Here is a 15,712-nt window from a genome sequence, read left to right on the forward strand (position 1 = left end):
TCCGGATAGATTAATAAGGAAATGAATTGCCATGTTATTACCCTGGCTAATACTGATTCCCTTTATTGGCGGTTTCCTCTGCTGGCAGACCGAACGCTTTGGCGTGAAGATGCCGCGCTGGATAGCGCTGATTACCATGGGACTGACGCTGGCGCTTGGCCTGCAGCTGTGGCTGCAGGGCGGCTACTCACTCACCCAATCCACCGGCCTGCCGCAGTGGCAGTCTGAGTTTATTCTGCCGTGGATCCCACGCTTTGGTATCAACGTCCACCTGGCGCTCGACGGTCTGTCGCTGCTGATGGTGGTCCTGACCGGTCTGCTGGGTGTGCTGGCGGTGCTCTGTTCCTGGAATGAAATCCAGAAATACCAGGGCTTCTTCCACCTCAACCTGATGTGGATCCTGGGCGGCGTAATCGGCGTGTTCCTGGCCATCGACATGTTCCTGTTCTTCTTCTTCTGGGAGATGATGCTGGTGCCGATGTACTTCCTGATCGCGCTGTGGGGCCACAAGGCATCTGACGGTAAAACGCGTATCACGGCGGCTACCAAGTTCTTCATCTATACCCAGGCGAGCGGTCTGGTGATGCTGATTGCCATCCTGGCGCTGGTGTTCGTTCACCACAACGCGACCGGCGTATGGACCTTCGACTATCAGGACCTGCTGAAGACGCCGATGTCCCACGGCGTGGAATATCTGCTGATGCTCGGCTTCTTCATCGCCTTCGCGGTGAAAATGCCTGTCGTGCCACTGCACGGCTGGCTGCCTGACGCGCACTCGCAGGCACCAACCGCAGGTTCCGTTGACCTCGCCGGTATCTTGCTGAAAACCGCGGCCTACGGTCTGCTGCGCTTCGCGCTGCCACTGTTCCCGAACGCGTCTGCCGAGTTCGCGCCTATCGCCATGTGGCTGGGTGTGATTGGTATCTTCTACGGCGCATGGATGGCGTTCACGCAGTACGACATCAAACGTCTGATTGCCTACACCTCCGTTTCCCACATGGGCTTCGTGCTGATTGCTATCTACACCGGCAGCCAGCTGGCGTACCAGGGCGCGGTCATTCAGATGATTGCGCACGGTCTGTCTGCAGCCGGCCTGTTCATCCTGTGTGGTCAGCTTTACGAGCGTCTGCATACCCGCGACATGCGTCAAATGGGCGGTCTGTGGAGCAAAATTAAATGGCTGCCTGCGCTGTCGCTGTTCTTCGCGGTCTGTACGCTGGGGATGCCGGGTACTGGTAACTTCGTCGGCGAATTCATGATCCTGTTCGGCAGCTACCATGTCGTTCCGACGATTACGGTGATTTCGACCTTCGGTCTGGTGTTCGCCTCTGTTTACTCGCTGGCGATGCTGCACCGTGCGTACTTTGGTAAAGCGAAGAGCGAAATCGCGGCAAAAGAACTGCCAGGGATGTCGCTGCGCGAGCTGTTTATCGTCCTGTTGCTGGTCGTGCTTCTGGTTCTGCTGGGCTTCTATCCGCAGCCGATTCTGGACACGTCACATTCTGCGATGAGTAACATCCAGCAGTGGTTTGTTAATTCTGTTTCTACTACAAGGCCGTAATTCGCCATGACAATAACTCCACAACAACTGATCGCGCTATTACCGCTGCTGATCGTCGGCTTGACGGTGGTGGTTGTGATGCTCTCCATTGCGTGGCGACGCAATCACTTCCTCAATGCCACGCTGTCGGTCATTGGTCTTAACGCCGCGCTGGTCTCGCTCTGGTTTGTTGGCCAGGGTGGGGCAATGGACGTCACGCCGCTGATGCGCGTTGACGCTTACGCGATGCTCTATACTGGCCTGGTGCTGCTGGCGAGCCTTGCGACCTGTACCTTTGCCTATCCGTGGCTTGAGGGCTATACCGACAACAAGGAAGAGTTCTACCTGCTGGTGCTGATTGCGGCCCTCGGTGGCATTCTGCTGGCGAACGCCAATCACCTGGCGGCGCTGTTCCTCGGTATTGAACTGATTTCCCTGCCGCTGTTTGGCCTGATTGGTTACGCGTTCCGTCAGAAACGTTCTCTGGAAGCGAGCATCAAGTACACCATTCTGTCCGCCGCCGCATCGTCGTTCCTGTTATTCGGTATGGCGCTGCTGTACGCGCAGTCCGGTGACCTGTCGTTCCTGGCGCTCGGTAAGAGCCTCAGCGACAACATGCTGCACGAACCGCTGCTGCTGGCAGGCCTGGGGATGATGATTGTTGGCCTCGGCTTTAAACTGTCTCTGGTACCGTTCCACCTGTGGACGCCGGACGTTTATCAGGGTGCGCCTGCGCCGGTATCTACCTTCCTGGCAACCGCCAGCAAGATTGCTATCTTCGGTGTCGTGATGCGTCTGTTCCTGTACGCGCCGGTTGGTGATAGCGAAGCGGTACGCGTGGTGCTGGGCCTCATCGCCTTCGCTTCCATCATCTTCGGTAACCTGATGGCGCTGAGCCAGACCAATATCAAACGTCTGCTCGGTTATTCCTCCATTTCTCACCTCGGTTACCTGCTGGTGGCGCTGATTGCGCTGCACAGCGGCGAGATGTCGATGGAAGCCGTTGGCGTTTATCTGGCGGGTTATCTGTTCAGCAGCCTCGGCGCATTCGGCGTTGTCAGCCTGATGTCGAGCCCATATCGTGGTCCGGATGCAGATTCTCTGTACTCCTACCGTGGTCTGTTCTGGCACCGTCCGATTCTGGCCGCCGTGATGACCGTGATGATGCTGTCTCTGGCCGGTATCCCGATGACCCTTGGCTTTATCGGTAAGTTCTACGTGTTGGCCGTCGGTGTCCAGGCGCACCTGTGGTGGCTGGTTGGCGCGGTGGTGGTCGGTTCCGCGATTGGCCTCTACTACTATCTGCGCGTTGCGGTGAGCCTGTACCTGAGCGCACCGGAAAAACCAAACCGCGATGCACCGTCTAACTGGCAGTACAGCGCGGGCGGTATCGTGGTGCTGATCTCCGCACTGCTGGTGCTGGTGCTGGGTATTTATCCGCAGCCGCTGATTAGCATTGTGCAGAAAGCGATGCCGTTGATGTAATCCATCGTTACCGATGTGAAAAAACCCCGCGATGCGGGGTTTTTTATTGCCGGATGGTTCTCACAAGCTTAATCGCACCACGTAGGCTTATTTTCGTGCACGCTACGGATACTGGCGTGGATCTCTTCCGGCACGATGCGCGTCAGGGAGAGCGGCGGCAGATTGTGTGGGTCAACGTAGGCGACATCCAGCGATTCATGGCTGACGGCAAGCTCGCCGCCCTGCGTCTCGCACAGGAAAATCATCTTGTAGACATGCCAGGGGTAGGGCGGGTGGCCATGCTGATTGCGATCCCACACGCCGAGCAGACGGCTCACTTTCACCTCAAGCCCGGTCTCTTCGCGCACTTCACGCTCCACCGCTTTCGTAGGGCTATCGCCAATATCAGCCCAGCCGCCCGGCAGGCTCCAGCCTTCATCGTCGGCTTCCTGCACCATCAGCAGCTTGCCTTCATGCAGAATAATCGCGCGGACGTCGGTTTTCGGCGTGGCATAGCCGGTATCTACTTTATGCAGGTTTTGCAGCGTTTCTACGGGGAGATCAAAACGCGCGGTTAATAATCGTTCTGCAATTCCCATCAGGTCTTCATAGCGTTCGCGGTCGTAGACGTCCCTGGTGTAGGTTAGCCCGGTCTGGGCCAGCGCCTGCAGGCGTTGGGCAATAAGCGTTAGTTCGTTCTCGTTGAGTACTTCTGACATGCTTCCTCCCGTTGTGTCTTCCGGTAAGTGTGCCGGAAAACGGTCTTTGTAGGATACCTGGCGCGGTTACTCGTGCGTTAGGAGAATGAAATGTTGCTTCATTGTTACCTGGTAAATCCGGCTAAACGCTTCTATAGTCGAGACAGTTTCCCCGCAACAGGACTCACTAATGCGTTTTAACGGATTGACCAAAGGCTTTTTCATTTTCATTCTCGCGCTCGTGACCTGGGCATTCTTTGATGTATTGTCGCCGTACTTTTCCGCGATTCTGTGGGCCGCGATCCTCACGGTCGTCTTTAACCCGGTGAAAAACAAACTGCGCAGCGCGCTGGGCGATCGTAACGGATTGGCCTCGCTGCTGACTATCGGCATTATCTGTCTGATCGTTTTTATTCCACTGATGGTGATCCTCTCCTCGCTGGCGCTCGAACTGAATGTGGTTTACACCAAGCTACAGGAGAACAACACGCGCTTCCCGCAGGTGATAGCCAGCCTCTTTTCCCATCTTCCGCACTGGGCACGCGGATTCCTGATAGAGCACAACCTGGATAACGTCGCCCAGATCCAGAAAAAACTCTCCGAGGTGGCGCTGGCCGGTGGGCAGTACCTCGCCGGAAGCGCGTTCCTGATTGGTAAAGGCACCTTCGGTTTTGCTATCAGCTTCGGCATCATGCTCTATCTGCTGTTCTTCTTACTGAAAGACGGGCCGTATCTGGTGCACCAGATCCTTGACTCACTCCCGCTAACCGATTTTGTGAAGCAGCACCTGTTTGCCAAGTTTGTTGGTGTAACACGAGCAACGGTCAAGGGCACGGCGGTGGTCGCGGTGGTGCAGGGGACGCTCGGCGGCATTGCCTTCGCCATTGTCGGCATTGACGGCAGCGTACTGTGGGGGGCGCTGATGGCCTTCCTCTCTCTGGTGCCTGCCGTGGGCTCGGCGATTATCTGGGTGCCGGCAGCGATTTTCCTCTTTGCTACCCAGCAGGTGTGGCAGGGGCTGTTTATCGTCGGCTTCTTCGTGATTATTGTTGGGCTGGTGGACAACATTTTGCGTCCGCTGCTGGTGGGGAAAGACACCAAAATGCCGGATTACCTGATTCTTATCACCACCATTGGCGGCATGGAAATTTACGGTATTAACGGCTTTGTGATAGGGCCGCTTATCGCCGCGCTGTTCCTCGCCTGCTGGAATCTCTTCTCCGGGCGTGACCACGCGGGGAATGTGGAGGGGCTTGACGAAGAATTTATCGAAGAGGGCAAGAATCCGCCCGAGGTATGATGATCACGAAATAGCAAAAGGCGGCCTGAGGTCGCCTTTTTATTCTCACGAGAAATCAGGCGTTTCCTATAATTTCAATCATGCCCGTGATTTCAGGTTATAGAAGGAACCGACAGGTGAGAATTGCCACAATAACCAACTGGGCCTACGGCGCAACGGTATGCCTGACGATTGTTTCCGGTATCGTCATGCTGATGGCCTCCAGCGCGGATAACGCCGAACGGCAGGCGGTGCAGCAGCGTCTGCAGTTCGACCAATTGACGGATGAAGTGGACGGCGATGCCTGGTCGCTTTCTGACCTGGCACGTCTTTACGTGGTGAATAAAGACCCTGACGTGCTGAGCGAATATCACCAACGGGAAAAGCAGCAGGTTGATATTGAACAGCGCCTGTCAAAGCTGAAGGACGCTGGGGCGACGGGGGAAGAGCTGGCATTGCTGCATGAAGGGCTACAGATTGTTGATGAGCTGCAGGACGAACAGCAAACCGCGCTCGCCAACTTAGCGCACAACGAGGCACCGCTGGCCGTCTCGCTGCTGTATGGCAAAGTGTATGAGCAAGAGCTCGACCGCGCACAGGAGCGGATAGACCATTTCCGGCAGTTGCTCGATGGACGCGCGCTACGCGCAGTTCAGGAAGCAACCCGCGACTCCCGTATCCTGCGCACGCTATCCGAAGTGATGGTCGGGCTGACGGCGCTGCTGTTTTTATTTGTCCTCGGTTTTATATTAAAACGCCGCGTGCTGCGCCCGGTAGTGCGGCTTAGCGATGTAGTGCATCGCCTGGCCTCTCAGGACTACGCCGTTGAAACGCCTAACTTTAAACAGATTGATGAAATCGGCGACATGGCGCAGGCGATCCGCATTTTCCGCGAAAACGGCCTGGTGCGGCAGCAGCTTGAACGGCAGCGCGATGCCGACTGGGCGATACGTGAACTGCTGGCGCGCATGACTCAGCGCCTACAAGGGTGCGAGTGTTTTGACGACGTGGTGAACGTGGCGGAACTCTTCGCTCCCAATATTGCGCCAGGGGTAGCGGGAAGGCTCTATATCCTCGACAAAGACCCGTGGCAGATGCGCTGCGTGGCCTCCTGGCTATCGCCACAGGGCGAACCGACGCCGTTCCACCCGGATGAGTGCTGGGCGGTGCGCCGCGGGCAAAGCCACCCGCCGGTACACGGCGAGCCGGATATCGGCTGCTACCACCTCCCTGAATCGTGTCTTGACCATACGCTGTGCGTGCCGTTGATTGCCCAGGGCGAGGCCATCGGTCTGCTCTCTTTCCAGAATCACAACGAAGAAACCACACCTTCCCGGGCTTACCTGGAGCTGATGGCAGAAGCGCTTGGCCTGGCGTTAGCTAACCAGCGCCTGCGCGATGCGTTACTGGAAAAAGCGCTCTACGACCCGCTGACCGGCCTGCGTAACCGTCACCATCTGGAGGATACTTTGCGGACGCAGATGGGGCTCGCGGTCCGTAATGATGATCCGATAAGCTGCCTGATGATTGACATCGACCACTTCAAAAACATCAATGACCGCTTCGGCCACGAGGCGGGTGACGGCGTGATTAAAAGCGTCGCCTCCACCATTCAGCGTGTAGTGCACGACCGCGGCATGGCGTTCCGCTACGGCGGCGAAGAGTTTCTGGTGCTGCTCTACGATATGGATGACGACGGTGCTAACCGCATCGCCCGCGAGATTTTCGACGGCGTGCGTGAACTGGTGCTACGCTTTAGCGGCGCGGAGATTGGCCACGTGGACGTTTCCATCGGCGTGGCAAGCTACCCGCAGCACGCCCAGAGCGATAACCTGCTGCGTGCCGCGGACGTGGCGCTGTATCGGGCGAAGGAGCTGGGTAGGTCGCGGATTGTGAGTTTTGGGTCACTGGCGGGGTAATGCATTTTTTACGATGAGAGTCATATTGGTAAGGCACGCCGAAACGCAATGGAATAATGCCGGGATCATTCAGGGGCACAGCGATAGCCCGATAACGCCGCGCGGACAGCGTGAAACGTCATTGTTACTGGAAGCGCTTTTGGAAAAAGCGTACCCCATCGACCGTATTTACGCCTCTCCACTGGGGCGCGCGTGGCAAATGGGGCTGAGTCTTGCTGAGGGACTCTGCTGCCCGCTGTTGGCGGAACCTGCGCTAAAAGAGCAGGGATTTGGTCACTTTGAAGGGATGTACTCAGCAGATTTCATTCGCCATTATCCCAATGAGGCTGAAGCGTTATTCCGGCTTGATGCTGAGTACTGCCCACCCGGTGGTGAATCTTTGCTGACGGCGACCCGACGTCTTATGTACTTCTTGCAGCATTTACAGAACGCGGCAGAACACCAGACGATATGTCTTGTTTCCCATGGGCATATTCTTCAGGGCGTGCTGGCAATGCTGAAAGAAGGTAATATTTATAATTTCCCCCGCTATTCCCAACCTAACGCGAGCTACTCTGCTTTTGAGCTGGATGAGGGGAAATGTACGGCGCTGCAATGGGGGATTGCTACGCATTTGCTACGGACTTCGCCTGCACCAGACAATCCGGTTTGATCCTGTCCTATCTACCAGGTTTCTCAACTTAAACTTGGGTTGATACAACTAATCAGTAAGTTGGGAGCATTGCCATCAATTTCATCGAGTTGTTATGAGTGAACACTAAAGCCATTTTGTTCTGCTATTTTCCACGCTGAAGCAAGCTCAGTTGGTGTTGGCGGGATAATATCAAACCAGTCAAAATTAAATACTTTTTCTCTCTGTTTATGTAAGTCACCTGTCGTATCAAATCCATCTCCAGGTAATCCTGTCTCAGAATTTACAACCAATACACTTAATGGTGGTAATTTATTTTGAGCACAAAAGTGAAGAATATGCCCTAGCTGGCGATCCAGCGTACCTGCACCTTTATAACCAAGAATATTAGCAATCTCTCCATATGTAGTTATCTTACGTTCATAAGCGAATCCGATAAGAATTTGCCATATTTGCAATGCTCTATTCTCAAGGGTGTTTTTTTCAGAAAAATATTGGATCATAGATTCCTCTTCAGAGTTATGAAAAAAATAATATGGCAGACTAAATAAGCGCAGCGTTTTGTGTGTGCCGCGACTACAGGGAGCACACTGTTTGCGATAGCTTTTCCTTGAATAGGGTATCATGATCAAGGTTGTCTGCCATTCCCCAACTTTTAGTAGCGCGGGGTTATAGAGTGGGGATATCTGCCAAAGACAGCAATTTGTTCATAGCAGCCCCTTCGTGGTTGGCACCTTAGTGTTATCATCTGACGTTGTATTTTTTAATGCTAATACCCTTGATATTGTATATACCTGTTCGTTTAATTCGCTTGCCCTTTTTGTCCGTAATGGTGGCTGTGAGTGTGCTACAGCGGATAGAATGACGTTCGTCAATCACCAACCGAATTGCTTCTGAAGGATCTTCCACCTCTACGAGATCATCAGTCTTATTCAAGCCGAATGGCACAAGGTGGTATGCGGTTTTTCCCGATGATTTTCTGGTTATCTTTACAGGGTAAAGCACATCACCACTTTTATGGATCAATTCAAGGCGTTCAGTGTAATTCATGGCAATCTCCTTAGTTTGTCTGCATGAATGTACAAACTGAAGATAGGAGATACAACAAAAAAGATAGGTAAAACTAAAATAGCCTAACTCGACACATAATCTATTGAATTAAATATGGATTTTTGCAGTGGGTATGTAAAAACAGTAATCTTGACTAACCTCAGATTCAGTTAAAGTGATCTTCTGCCTATAACTCAAGACACACTAATTTAAATATGAATTCCGAACTTCCGCTCCTCCCTCAACGAGAATTTTACCGACTCCATCGCCCATCCCACTTTTTTGCCAGCAAACATGGCTTAAGCGGATTTACTACAAAACTTGCCAAACAATTATCCAAAGAAAACATACGGGTAACCGGATTATATCCACCGGATTTTGACGTGGCTGGGTTAGATGTGCCTGTCGATAATCTATCCCGAATGGGGGAGCGTCTTATGGATGGGCGCTCTATCTGGGAAACGATTCGTTTTGTGCTGACCCAGCCTCGCAGTTGCCACATCGGTAGCATCTGCTTTCAAGGGCCAACTCGCGAAGATTTGCGAGAATAGGGGCTAATTTTGGGTCTACAGTTAGTTATTGTCCCTTTTCTAAGCCACTCACATCATGACTCTTTCTTTCAGTACTTACTTTCGCGCGCGTTTGCGTTTATTGGTTGCTATTCTGGCTGGCGTAATCTGCTTTTTCACCCTTCCATCCGGGCTGGGTTATCTGCAACGGTTGTTGATTAGCTGGAATGTGCTGGCGTGGCTGTATCTGTTCTTTATGTGGTTTCTGATGTTGCGTACCGATGTTCGGGATATTCCGCGTATAGCCAGAATGCAGGACGAGAGCGCGGGGTTGGTGCTGGGTATGGTGATCATTGGCTGTCTGGTCAGCATCCTGGCGATCCTGATTGAGCTGACTTCGCTTAAACATCTTGCCGGAACACCACGCGTGCTGCATCTGCTGTTAACCGGTGCCACGCTGACGGTATCCTGGGCCTTGCTTCCCACCTCATTTGCCATGCATTACGCTCACCACCACTATCTGCATCGGAGTGAAGAGGTTACGCCGATGATCTTTCCGGAAAAGCCCGGCGAACCGGGTTACTGGGATTTTCTCTATTATTCCTTCACTATCGCCGTCGCGTCACAAACCGCCGATGTGGCGACGGGAACCACCGACATGCGGCAAATTACATTGCTCCATTCGGTTATCTCTTTTGTGTTCAATCTGGCGATTCTGGGGCTGTCGGTGAACGTTGGCGCGGGGTTGTTGAGCTGAACGTAGCATCATTATTTTTATTCGGTTTTACGAGCATCCTTCCAGTCACCCGTATTGCTCCGCCCCGTTAAGCGCAGTATCCTATTGTTGTACCTGCAAAATCAGGTGCCGGGATTGGAACCCTGAACTAACTTCATCGACGACATAAAGCGCGTAGCGCTATTTTTATGTCGTGCGCTTAGTCACATCTCAATGGTGGGCCAGCGGGGGCGTCGAAAGACGCGCCGGTGTCGATGAGGCCGGTAGTTCCAACCCCGTCTGGTTCCACCACCAACGAGATTGGAACCTCAGGTGGTGGGAGACAACATTACTCATCGGAGGCTGCCACTATGGCGACACCCCTCACCACAACTACCGTACCAGACTTCACCCACTGCGAGTTTTATTCCTTCGTTGAAGGCCGCGCCGTCCACCTTGGCGGAGAATGGCTATCTCAAGCCGGATTTATCGACGGCATGCCCGTAAAAGTCCGCGTGATGAAAGATTGCATCGTAATCACCCCGCAGAACACCCGCGAACTCTGGGGCTGCATTGAAGGCATGAGCGTCGCGAATATCAACCAGCGTAAAGTGAAGGCATGGCTGAAAACCTTTCTGGGGGCGTTGAACGATAGCGGGGATATACCGGCGATCAAGCGGAGTAAATCGGGCGGGAAGTTCTAACGACAAGCGACAATGGCAGCCCGGCCGAGCGGAGCGACGGCCGGGGTTTGCGTGGCAAGTACATGAGGATTGCACGTCTGCTTTGTGCTGTGAGTTCAACCGATGGATGCAACACATTGATTGAACCGCTCTGCGGGTGATTCATAGTCTAGCGTTTTTCTCGGCCTCTCGTTGAGCTGTCTGGCAACACTGTTTAGTCTTTGCTGGCTGTGAACCGATAAGTCAGTTCCTTTTGGAAAATACTGTCTGAGTAATCTGTTTGTATTTTCATTTGAGCCGCGTTGCCAGGGGGATTGAGGATCGCAGAAGTAAACCTGAATATCTGTAGCTACGGTAAACCGGGTATGGCTGGTCATTTCAGCACCCCGGTCCCATGTTAATGTTTTATAAAGCTCAGCAGGTAATTCACGGGCTTGTTTGATGAGTGCAGATATAACCGTTATGGTCTTGTTGTCCCTGACTTTGGCCAACATAACAAAACGGGAATGACGCTCTACGAGGGTGACGATATAGGAGTTTTTAGAGCCCTGGATCAGATCACCTTCCCAGTGACCTGGTATGGCTCTGTCAGCTGCTTCAGGTGGCCTTTCGCTGATAGAGATCGTATCCGGGATTGACCCTAATCCTTTCCCTTTAAGCGATGATGTTCTGGATCTACGCACGACTCTTCCGCTTCTGAGGCATTGCTGCAGTTCTTTTTTTAATGCACCCCGGGTTTGTATAAAAAGCGTTTTATATATCGTTTCGTGTGACACATGCATTTCCTGACTATCCGGATAACAGCGTTTCAGCCAGCCGGCGATCTGTTCCGGCGACCAGTCCTGATGCATCTTCTCTGCAATGATTTTACACAATGCGGGGCTTTGAATTAGCTTGCAAGGTTTTGGTCTCAGAGCATTTTCCCACGCAGCAGTATCGGCTTTTGCTGCACGGTATTGTTTTGCACCACCGTGTCTCCTAATCTCGCGGCTAATCGTTGAAGGAGCTCTTGATAATTTGGCAGCGATGTCCCTGATGCTGCGTTTTGCTACCAATCCTCTGGATATTTCCTCTCTTTCATCAAGCGAGAGCGCTAACCGGTGCCGCCTTCGCACGGGAGGACGGTAGCCACCTGTCTGGTGGATTGTAGGCATAATAGAAGAGTGAAATCTGTCGAACATTCTGGCGATATCGTGCAGGGAATCACCTTGCTTATATCGGTCCCAGATAATCGCTTTCTGTTCTGGCGTGTAGTAAATGCGCGTTCTTCGTTTCATGGCAACGTCCCCCCTTGATTAAGGATAGCGTTGCATCGACCCGTTGAACTCACAGCTCATATGGGACAACCATAATCACATCTCCTAACCCAAAGGAGATTGAGCATGACAATATCCCCCTGGAACAAGGGCCGTATTATTGGCCAGAAACGGCCTCTTCAGATCTCTCATATCTGGGGAATCCGTATCAGACTTGAACTGGAAGGAAAATGAGGTTAACGCAATTCTTGACTGAGCATTCCATAATTGCTAAGGTGATTACCGTCTTTACTACGGGAGAGCCTAATGGCAGGCAGACCGAGAGAATTTGATGATCAACTCGTTATTCAGGCGGCTATGGATGCGTTCTGGCGAAACGGCTTTGAAGCGACCTCCGCTCAGGAACTCGTTGAGAGTACAGGGCTTGGCCGTGGAAGTCTGTATGCGGCTTTTGGTAATAAAGAAAATCTCTACCATGAAGCTCTGCGCCGTTACCATAGCTCAAGCATTGAGTTTCATGAGGCTGTATTCAGCCAGGCCGGCAGCGTTAAGGACAGGCTACGCAGCCTGCTGAAAAAAGGTATTGAACTGGATTTCAGCAATATCGAGCGAAACGGCTGCATGGCAATCTTCTCTCCCTTAGAAAGAGCTGCAAAAGATAAAACCGTTGAAGATCTTAGCCGCCGTTATATCAAAAAGCTTGAGGCAATGTTCACCAGGCTTTTCGCTGCCGGGATTGCTTCCGGGGAGTTTCAGGCGGAACGGCAGCCTGAAGTTATGGCTAAGGCATTCATGTGTGCCTATTTCGGTTTCCGGGTGTTCGGCAGGATTGTGCATGAGCCAGAATTTCAACGTGATGCAATCGAAGCGTTAATAATGAACATTTAGTTAGGAAGGCCATCAGGCCTTTTTATTTACTTAATTCTTGAATGAACATTACAGTATTGTCTGGAGAAAGTTAATGTCTGAAGATTTAAACAAAGTTCAGTTGATTACTGCCCGGTACGGTGAGAAAGACCGACCAAAAAATATCATCTGGAATTCGCAGATTGAAAATCTGCTCAGCCATCGTTCCGTCAGAAATTTTTCACAGCAAGCCTTGCCGGAATACTGGTTTGAAACGCTTGTAGCGGCCGCTCAGTCTGCCTCAACATCCTCAAATCTTCAGCAATGGAGCATGGTGGCCGTTACCGATCCTGCACTCAAGGCGCAGGTCAGAAAGCTCGCTGCGGGAGATAAAGGTGTGGCGAATGGATACATCGAGGAGGCTCCTGCGATACTTCTCTGGATTGCAGACCTGTCACGAAATCACGATATGACCGTCTCAGACGGCCTTACTCCGGGTGTGCATGATTACCTTGATTCATTTGTCATGGCGACAGTTGATGCCGCACTGGCTTCGCAAAATGCAACGGTAGCAGCAGAGTCAATCGGGCTGGGTACGGTTTATATTGGTGCGACACGCAACAAGGCTAAAGAGCTGGCTGAACTTATTCAGCTACCGGCCCACAGCTATGTTATATGCGGCCTGGTGGTCGCATGGCCTGCCACTGACAGCGATGCAGCTATCCGCCCGCGCCTGCCGCAAAGCGTGGTGGCTCATCACAATCTCTACAGCGCTTGTGACCTTGACGCTCACGTCAGAAGTTATGAAGAGGCATTCCATGCATTCCGGGAAGGTCTGGGAATGAAAGATAAAACATGGAAACAGGCGGTTCAGAGCGCAGCAACCAGTCTCGCTTATATGGATGGTCGCCAAAATCTACGGACCACTCTTGAAGAGCGCGGTTTCGGTTTTAAGTAGGGCAGTTCAGGCGGTTGGGTATTCATGCGCAGCCGCAAAATTATCAACTTTCTCGTCTTCCAGCCCCATGCTTTAAAACGTCCGCTCCTCGCTCATAGCACCCCCTTAAACCCGCCAGGAACTTCCCCGTCCTGGCGGCGCCCCAAACCCTCACCTCACCGCATGCAGTCCACTTTCCCCACGCCCAGCCGCTTTATTCAGCACGCGCTCAATCACCGCCGCCAGTTCGTTAATTTCAAACTTCGCCACATACCCATCGGCGTTAACCTTACGAATATGGTCCTCGTTCGCGTTCCCCGATAGCGATGAGTGGATCACCACCGGAATATTGCGCAGCCGTGGGTCGGTTTTGATTTTGCGGGTCAGGGTAAAGCCGTCCATCTCCGGCATTTCGAGGTCGGTCAGCACGAGGGCGATTTTATCGCTCACCGGCACGCCTTCTTTCGCCGCTTCCTGGGCGATAAGCTCGATTTTCTCCCACGCTTCTTTGCCCGTCACGTGCAGCTGCGCGGGGATGTCCATCGCCTTCAGCCCTTTCTCCAGCATGGCGCGCGCCACCTTCGAGTCCTCGGCGACAATCGCCGTTGCGCCCGGCTTGATGTTGAACTTGCGCGGGTTCAGCTCTTTGGCGTGCAGGTCGTGATTGGAGGGGGTGATGTCGTAAAGAATTTGCTCCACGTCGATAACCATCGCCAGATTGTTGCTCTCCTGGTGATCGTCGAGGCAGGCGATGCTGGTGATGTATTTTCCGTTAACCGCTTTCTCGGCGGTATGGATCTGCGTCCAGTCGAGTCGGGTAATGTTCTCGACGGATTCGACGGCAAAGGCCTGCACGCTGCGGGCATATTCGGTAATCAGCAGAATGTTCAGGCCGGTGGCAGGTTTGCAGCCCGCCACGGCAGCGAGGTCGATAACCGGAATGATTTGATCGCGAATGTTCACCATGCCCATCAGCGGCGGCTTAATTCCGGCGGGGCGGGTGAAGCTCGGCATCGGGACGATTTCCCGCAGCTTAAAGACGTTAATACCGTACAGCTCCGAGGCGTCGCTCTGTGATGACGCGCCGAGGCGGAAAAGCAGCAGCTCAAAACGGTTGGACAGGGTCAGGTTAGCCCTGTCGTCGATCTCTTTCTGGAAGTTATCCATCATGCCCTCAGCGTAAAAAGCGTTCTCTATTAGCTGAGTTATCGGCAGGCGCGGCTAAAACGTTATCACAGCGTGAAAGTGGCAAAATCCTCGGCCAGTTCGCACGCCGGGAAATAGGCCTGGCACTCGGTGAGCAGGCGGCGACAGCCTTCGGCATCGTAGCGCGAGCTGACGTGAGTCACGATAAGCCGCTTGGCGTTGGCGTCCCGCGCCAGTTGGGCGGTCTGCTCGGTTGACGAGTGTCCGCGGCTGTTGGCTTTCTCCGTCATGGCGGCTTCCAGCGTCGCTTCATGCACCATTACGTCGACATCGCGGGCCATCGCAAGGGCTGAATCACACGGCGCGGTGTCGCCAAAAATCGCCACCTTTTTACCGGGCGTGGCGGGGGAAAGATAATCCGCGCCGTTAATCACGCGACCGTCCGCAAGCGTCACCTGCTCACCGGCTTTAAGCTGCTGGAACAGTGGGCCGGGCTCGACGCCTGCTGCAATCAGCCTGCGAGCATCCAGCGCGCCTGGCTTCTCGTGCTCTTCTACGCGAAAGCCGTAGCACTCGACCGGATGATTAAGCGGAAAGGCGGTGACGGTGCGCAGGCCGTCGTCGAGGAGCTCCCCGCCGCTGATTTCGACGACCTCCAGCGGGAAATCGGTCCATGAACCGCTCAGACGCAGGGTGGTTTCAATAAACTCCTTCAGCCCTTTTGGCCCGTACAGGGTGAGCGGCTGGGCGCTTCCCGACATTGAACGGCTGCAAATCAGCCCCGGCAGGCCAAAAAGATGGTCGCCGTGCAGGTGGCTAATAAAGATGCGTTCGATTTTGCCCGGATGAAAGGCGGTGTGTAGCAGTTGATGCTGCGTGCCTTCGCCGCAGTCAAAAAGCCACAGCCCCGGCTGCGTTGGGTGTTGCAGATTCAGCAGCATTGCTGTTACGTTGCGAGTCCGGGTTGGCACGCCCGCGGATGTGCCTAAAAACGTCAATTGCATAGCGCCGCGCCCCTGGCGGTAAAAATAAGGTCTAA

Annotated in this window: 14 protein-coding genes and 4 pseudogenes; 12 read left to right on the forward strand and 6 right to left on the reverse strand. The window is 53.4% G+C overall.

Translation table 11 applies throughout. The features are described from left to right. Positions 1-31: 31 nt before the first annotated feature. A complete protein-coding gene (gene nuoM / locus MY052_RS07595; RefSeq protein ID WP_035892475.1) occupies positions 32-1,561 on the forward strand; it encodes an NADH-quinone oxidoreductase subunit M in 1,530 nt (509 codons plus the stop codon). Between the two features lie 6 nt (positions 1,562-1,567). Then, on the forward strand, positions 1,568-3,025 hold the full coding sequence (nuoN, locus tag MY052_RS07600) for an NADH-quinone oxidoreductase subunit NuoN (RefSeq protein ID WP_035892474.1): 1,458 nt from the start codon (positions 1,568-1,570) through the stop codon (positions 3,023-3,025). Positions 3,026-3,093: 68 nt separating this feature from the next. Here the strand turns inward: nuoN and MY052_RS07605 are convergent, their stop codons facing one another. Beyond that, complete coding sequence (locus MY052_RS07605; RefSeq protein ID WP_248538477.1) at positions 3,094-3,723, reverse strand: NUDIX hydrolase; 630 nt, start codon at positions 3,721-3,723, stop codon at positions 3,094-3,096. Between the two features lie 169 nt (positions 3,724-3,892). Here MY052_RS07605 and MY052_RS07610 point away from each other — a divergent pair, with 169 nt between their 5' ends. The 3 genes from MY052_RS07610 (at position 3,893) to MY052_RS07620 (ending at position 7,552) form a co-directional block, all read left to right on the forward strand. After that, the gene (locus MY052_RS07610; protein ID WP_123650140.1) at positions 3,893-5,002 is read left to right on the forward strand and encodes an AI-2E family transporter; all 1,110 of its coding nucleotides are present in this window, start codon (positions 3,893-3,895) and stop codon (positions 5,000-5,002) included. 116 nt (positions 5,003-5,118) lie between these two features. Next, entirely contained in the window at positions 5,119-6,900 is a 1,782-nt protein-coding gene (locus MY052_RS07615; protein ID WP_248538478.1) for a diguanylate cyclase, read from the forward strand. A gap of 13 nt (positions 6,901-6,913) precedes the next feature. Then, a complete protein-coding gene (locus MY052_RS07620; RefSeq protein WP_248538479.1) occupies positions 6,914-7,552 on the forward strand; it encodes a histidine phosphatase family protein in 639 nt (212 codons plus the stop codon). A 92-nt stretch (positions 7,553-7,644) separates the two neighbouring features. Here MY052_RS07620 and MY052_RS07625 read toward each other — a convergent pair whose 3' ends face one another. Together MY052_RS07625 and MY052_RS07630 are read right to left on the reverse strand one after the other, a co-directional pair. After that, entirely contained in the window at positions 7,645-8,034 is a 390-nt protein-coding gene (locus tag MY052_RS07625) for an MGMT family protein (protein ID WP_248538480.1), read from the reverse strand. Positions 8,035-8,275: 241 nt separating this feature from the next. Then, complete coding sequence (locus MY052_RS07630) at positions 8,276-8,581, reverse strand: transposase (RefSeq protein ID WP_248538481.1); 306 nt, start codon at positions 8,579-8,581, stop codon at positions 8,276-8,278. A 249-nt stretch (positions 8,582-8,830) separates the two neighbouring features. On the opposite strand from MY052_RS07630, the pseudogene MY052_RS07635 reads away from it, so the two are divergent. The 4 genes and pseudogenes from MY052_RS07635 to MY052_RS07645 all read left to right on the forward strand — a co-directional run. Further along, positions 8,831-9,132, forward strand: a pseudogene (locus MY052_RS07635) (deoxygluconate dehydrogenase); the annotation flags it as partial. 55 nt (positions 9,133-9,187) lie between these two features. Then, the gene (locus tag MY052_RS07640) at positions 9,188-9,847 is read left to right on the forward strand and encodes a DUF1345 domain-containing protein (RefSeq protein ID WP_248538482.1); all 660 of its coding nucleotides are present in this window, start codon (positions 9,188-9,190) and stop codon (positions 9,845-9,847) included. Between the two features lie 233 nt (positions 9,848-10,080). After that, positions 10,081-10,155 (forward strand): annotated as a pseudogene (locus MY052_RS24275) (hypothetical protein); the annotation flags it as partial. A 102-nt stretch (positions 10,156-10,257) separates the two neighbouring features. Further along, positions 10,258-10,509, forward strand: a pseudogene (locus MY052_RS07645) (SymE family type I addiction module toxin); the annotation flags it as partial. Between the two features lie 95 nt (positions 10,510-10,604). Here MY052_RS07645 and MY052_RS07650 read toward each other — a convergent pair. Beyond that, positions 10,605-11,765 (reverse strand): IS30 family transposase, encoded by a 1,161-nt coding sequence (locus MY052_RS07650; RefSeq protein ID WP_115074693.1) that lies wholly within the window; start codon positions 11,763-11,765, stop codon positions 10,605-10,607. Positions 11,766-11,870: 105 nt separating this feature from the next. Between MY052_RS07650 and MY052_RS07655 the strand changes: the two are divergent. From MY052_RS07655 to MY052_RS07665, 3 genes and pseudogenes are all read left to right on the forward strand, one after another. Further along, positions 11,871-11,975: pseudogene (locus MY052_RS07655) on the forward strand (integrase); the annotation flags it as partial. A 75-nt stretch (positions 11,976-12,050) separates the two neighbouring features. Continuing rightward, complete coding sequence (locus MY052_RS07660; protein WP_115239769.1) at positions 12,051-12,632, forward strand: TetR/AcrR family transcriptional regulator; 582 nt, start codon at positions 12,051-12,053, stop codon at positions 12,630-12,632. A gap of 73 nt (positions 12,633-12,705) precedes the next feature. Continuing rightward, a complete protein-coding gene (locus MY052_RS07665; RefSeq protein ID WP_248538483.1) occupies positions 12,706-13,548 on the forward strand; it encodes a nitroreductase family protein in 843 nt (280 codons plus the stop codon). Positions 13,549-13,698: 150 nt separating this feature from the next. Here MY052_RS07665 and MY052_RS07670 read toward each other — a convergent pair whose 3' ends face one another. After that, positions 13,699-14,694, reverse strand: a complete 996-nt coding sequence (locus tag MY052_RS07670; RefSeq protein ID WP_035892462.1) for a chemotaxis protein — start codon at positions 14,692-14,694, stop codon at positions 13,699-13,701. A 65-nt stretch (positions 14,695-14,759) separates the two neighbouring features. Then, positions 14,760-15,677: a ribonuclease BN gene (rbn, locus tag MY052_RS07675; protein ID WP_248538484.1), complete on the reverse strand. Its 918-nt coding sequence runs from the start codon at positions 15,675-15,677 to the stop codon at positions 14,760-14,762. Positions 15,678-15,712 lie beyond the last annotated feature (35 nt).

This window comes from Kluyvera ascorbata, assembly GCF_023195735.1.
Lineage (GTDB): Bacteria > Pseudomonadota > Gammaproteobacteria > Enterobacterales > Enterobacteriaceae > Kluyvera > Kluyvera ascorbata.

Excerpts from the sequence above, each read along its gene's own strand:
- nuoM (WP_035892475.1), top strand. The coding sequence starts at position 32 with ATGTTATTACCCTGGCTAATACTGATTCCCTTTATTGGCGGTTTCCTC.
- nuoN (WP_035892474.1), top strand. The coding sequence starts at position 1,568 with ATGACAATAACTCCACAACAACTGATCGCGCTATTACCGCTGCTGATC.
- MY052_RS07605 (WP_248538477.1), bottom strand. The coding sequence starts at position 3,723 with ATGTCAGAAGTACTCAACGAGAACGAACTAACGCTTATTGCCCAACGC.
- MY052_RS07610 (WP_123650140.1), top strand. The coding sequence starts at position 3,893 with ATGCGTTTTAACGGATTGACCAAAGGCTTTTTCATTTTCATTCTCGCG.
- MY052_RS07620 (WP_248538479.1), top strand. The coding sequence starts at position 6,914 with ATGAGAGTCATATTGGTAAGGCACGCCGAAACGCAATGGAATAATGCC.
- MY052_RS07625 (WP_248538480.1), bottom strand. The coding sequence starts at position 8,034 with ATGATCCAATATTTTTCTGAAAAAAACACCCTTGAGAATAGAGCATTG.
- MY052_RS07630 (WP_248538481.1), bottom strand. The coding sequence starts at position 8,581 with ATGAATTACACTGAACGCCTTGAATTGATCCATAAAAGTGGTGATGTG.
- MY052_RS07640 (WP_248538482.1), top strand. The coding sequence starts at position 9,188 with ATGACTCTTTCTTTCAGTACTTACTTTCGCGCGCGTTTGCGTTTATTG.
- MY052_RS07650 (WP_115074693.1), bottom strand. The coding sequence starts at position 11,765 with ATGAAACGAAGAACGCGCATTTACTACACGCCAGAACAGAAAGCGATT.
- MY052_RS07660 (WP_115239769.1), top strand. The coding sequence starts at position 12,051 with ATGGCAGGCAGACCGAGAGAATTTGATGATCAACTCGTTATTCAGGCG.
- MY052_RS07665 (WP_248538483.1), top strand. The coding sequence starts at position 12,706 with ATGTCTGAAGATTTAAACAAAGTTCAGTTGATTACTGCCCGGTACGGT.
- MY052_RS07670 (WP_035892462.1), bottom strand. The coding sequence starts at position 14,694 with ATGGATAACTTCCAGAAAGAGATCGACGACAGGGCTAACCTGACCCTG.
- rbn (WP_248538484.1), bottom strand. The coding sequence starts at position 15,677 with ATGCAATTGACGTTTTTAGGCACATCCGCGGGCGTGCCAACCCGGACT.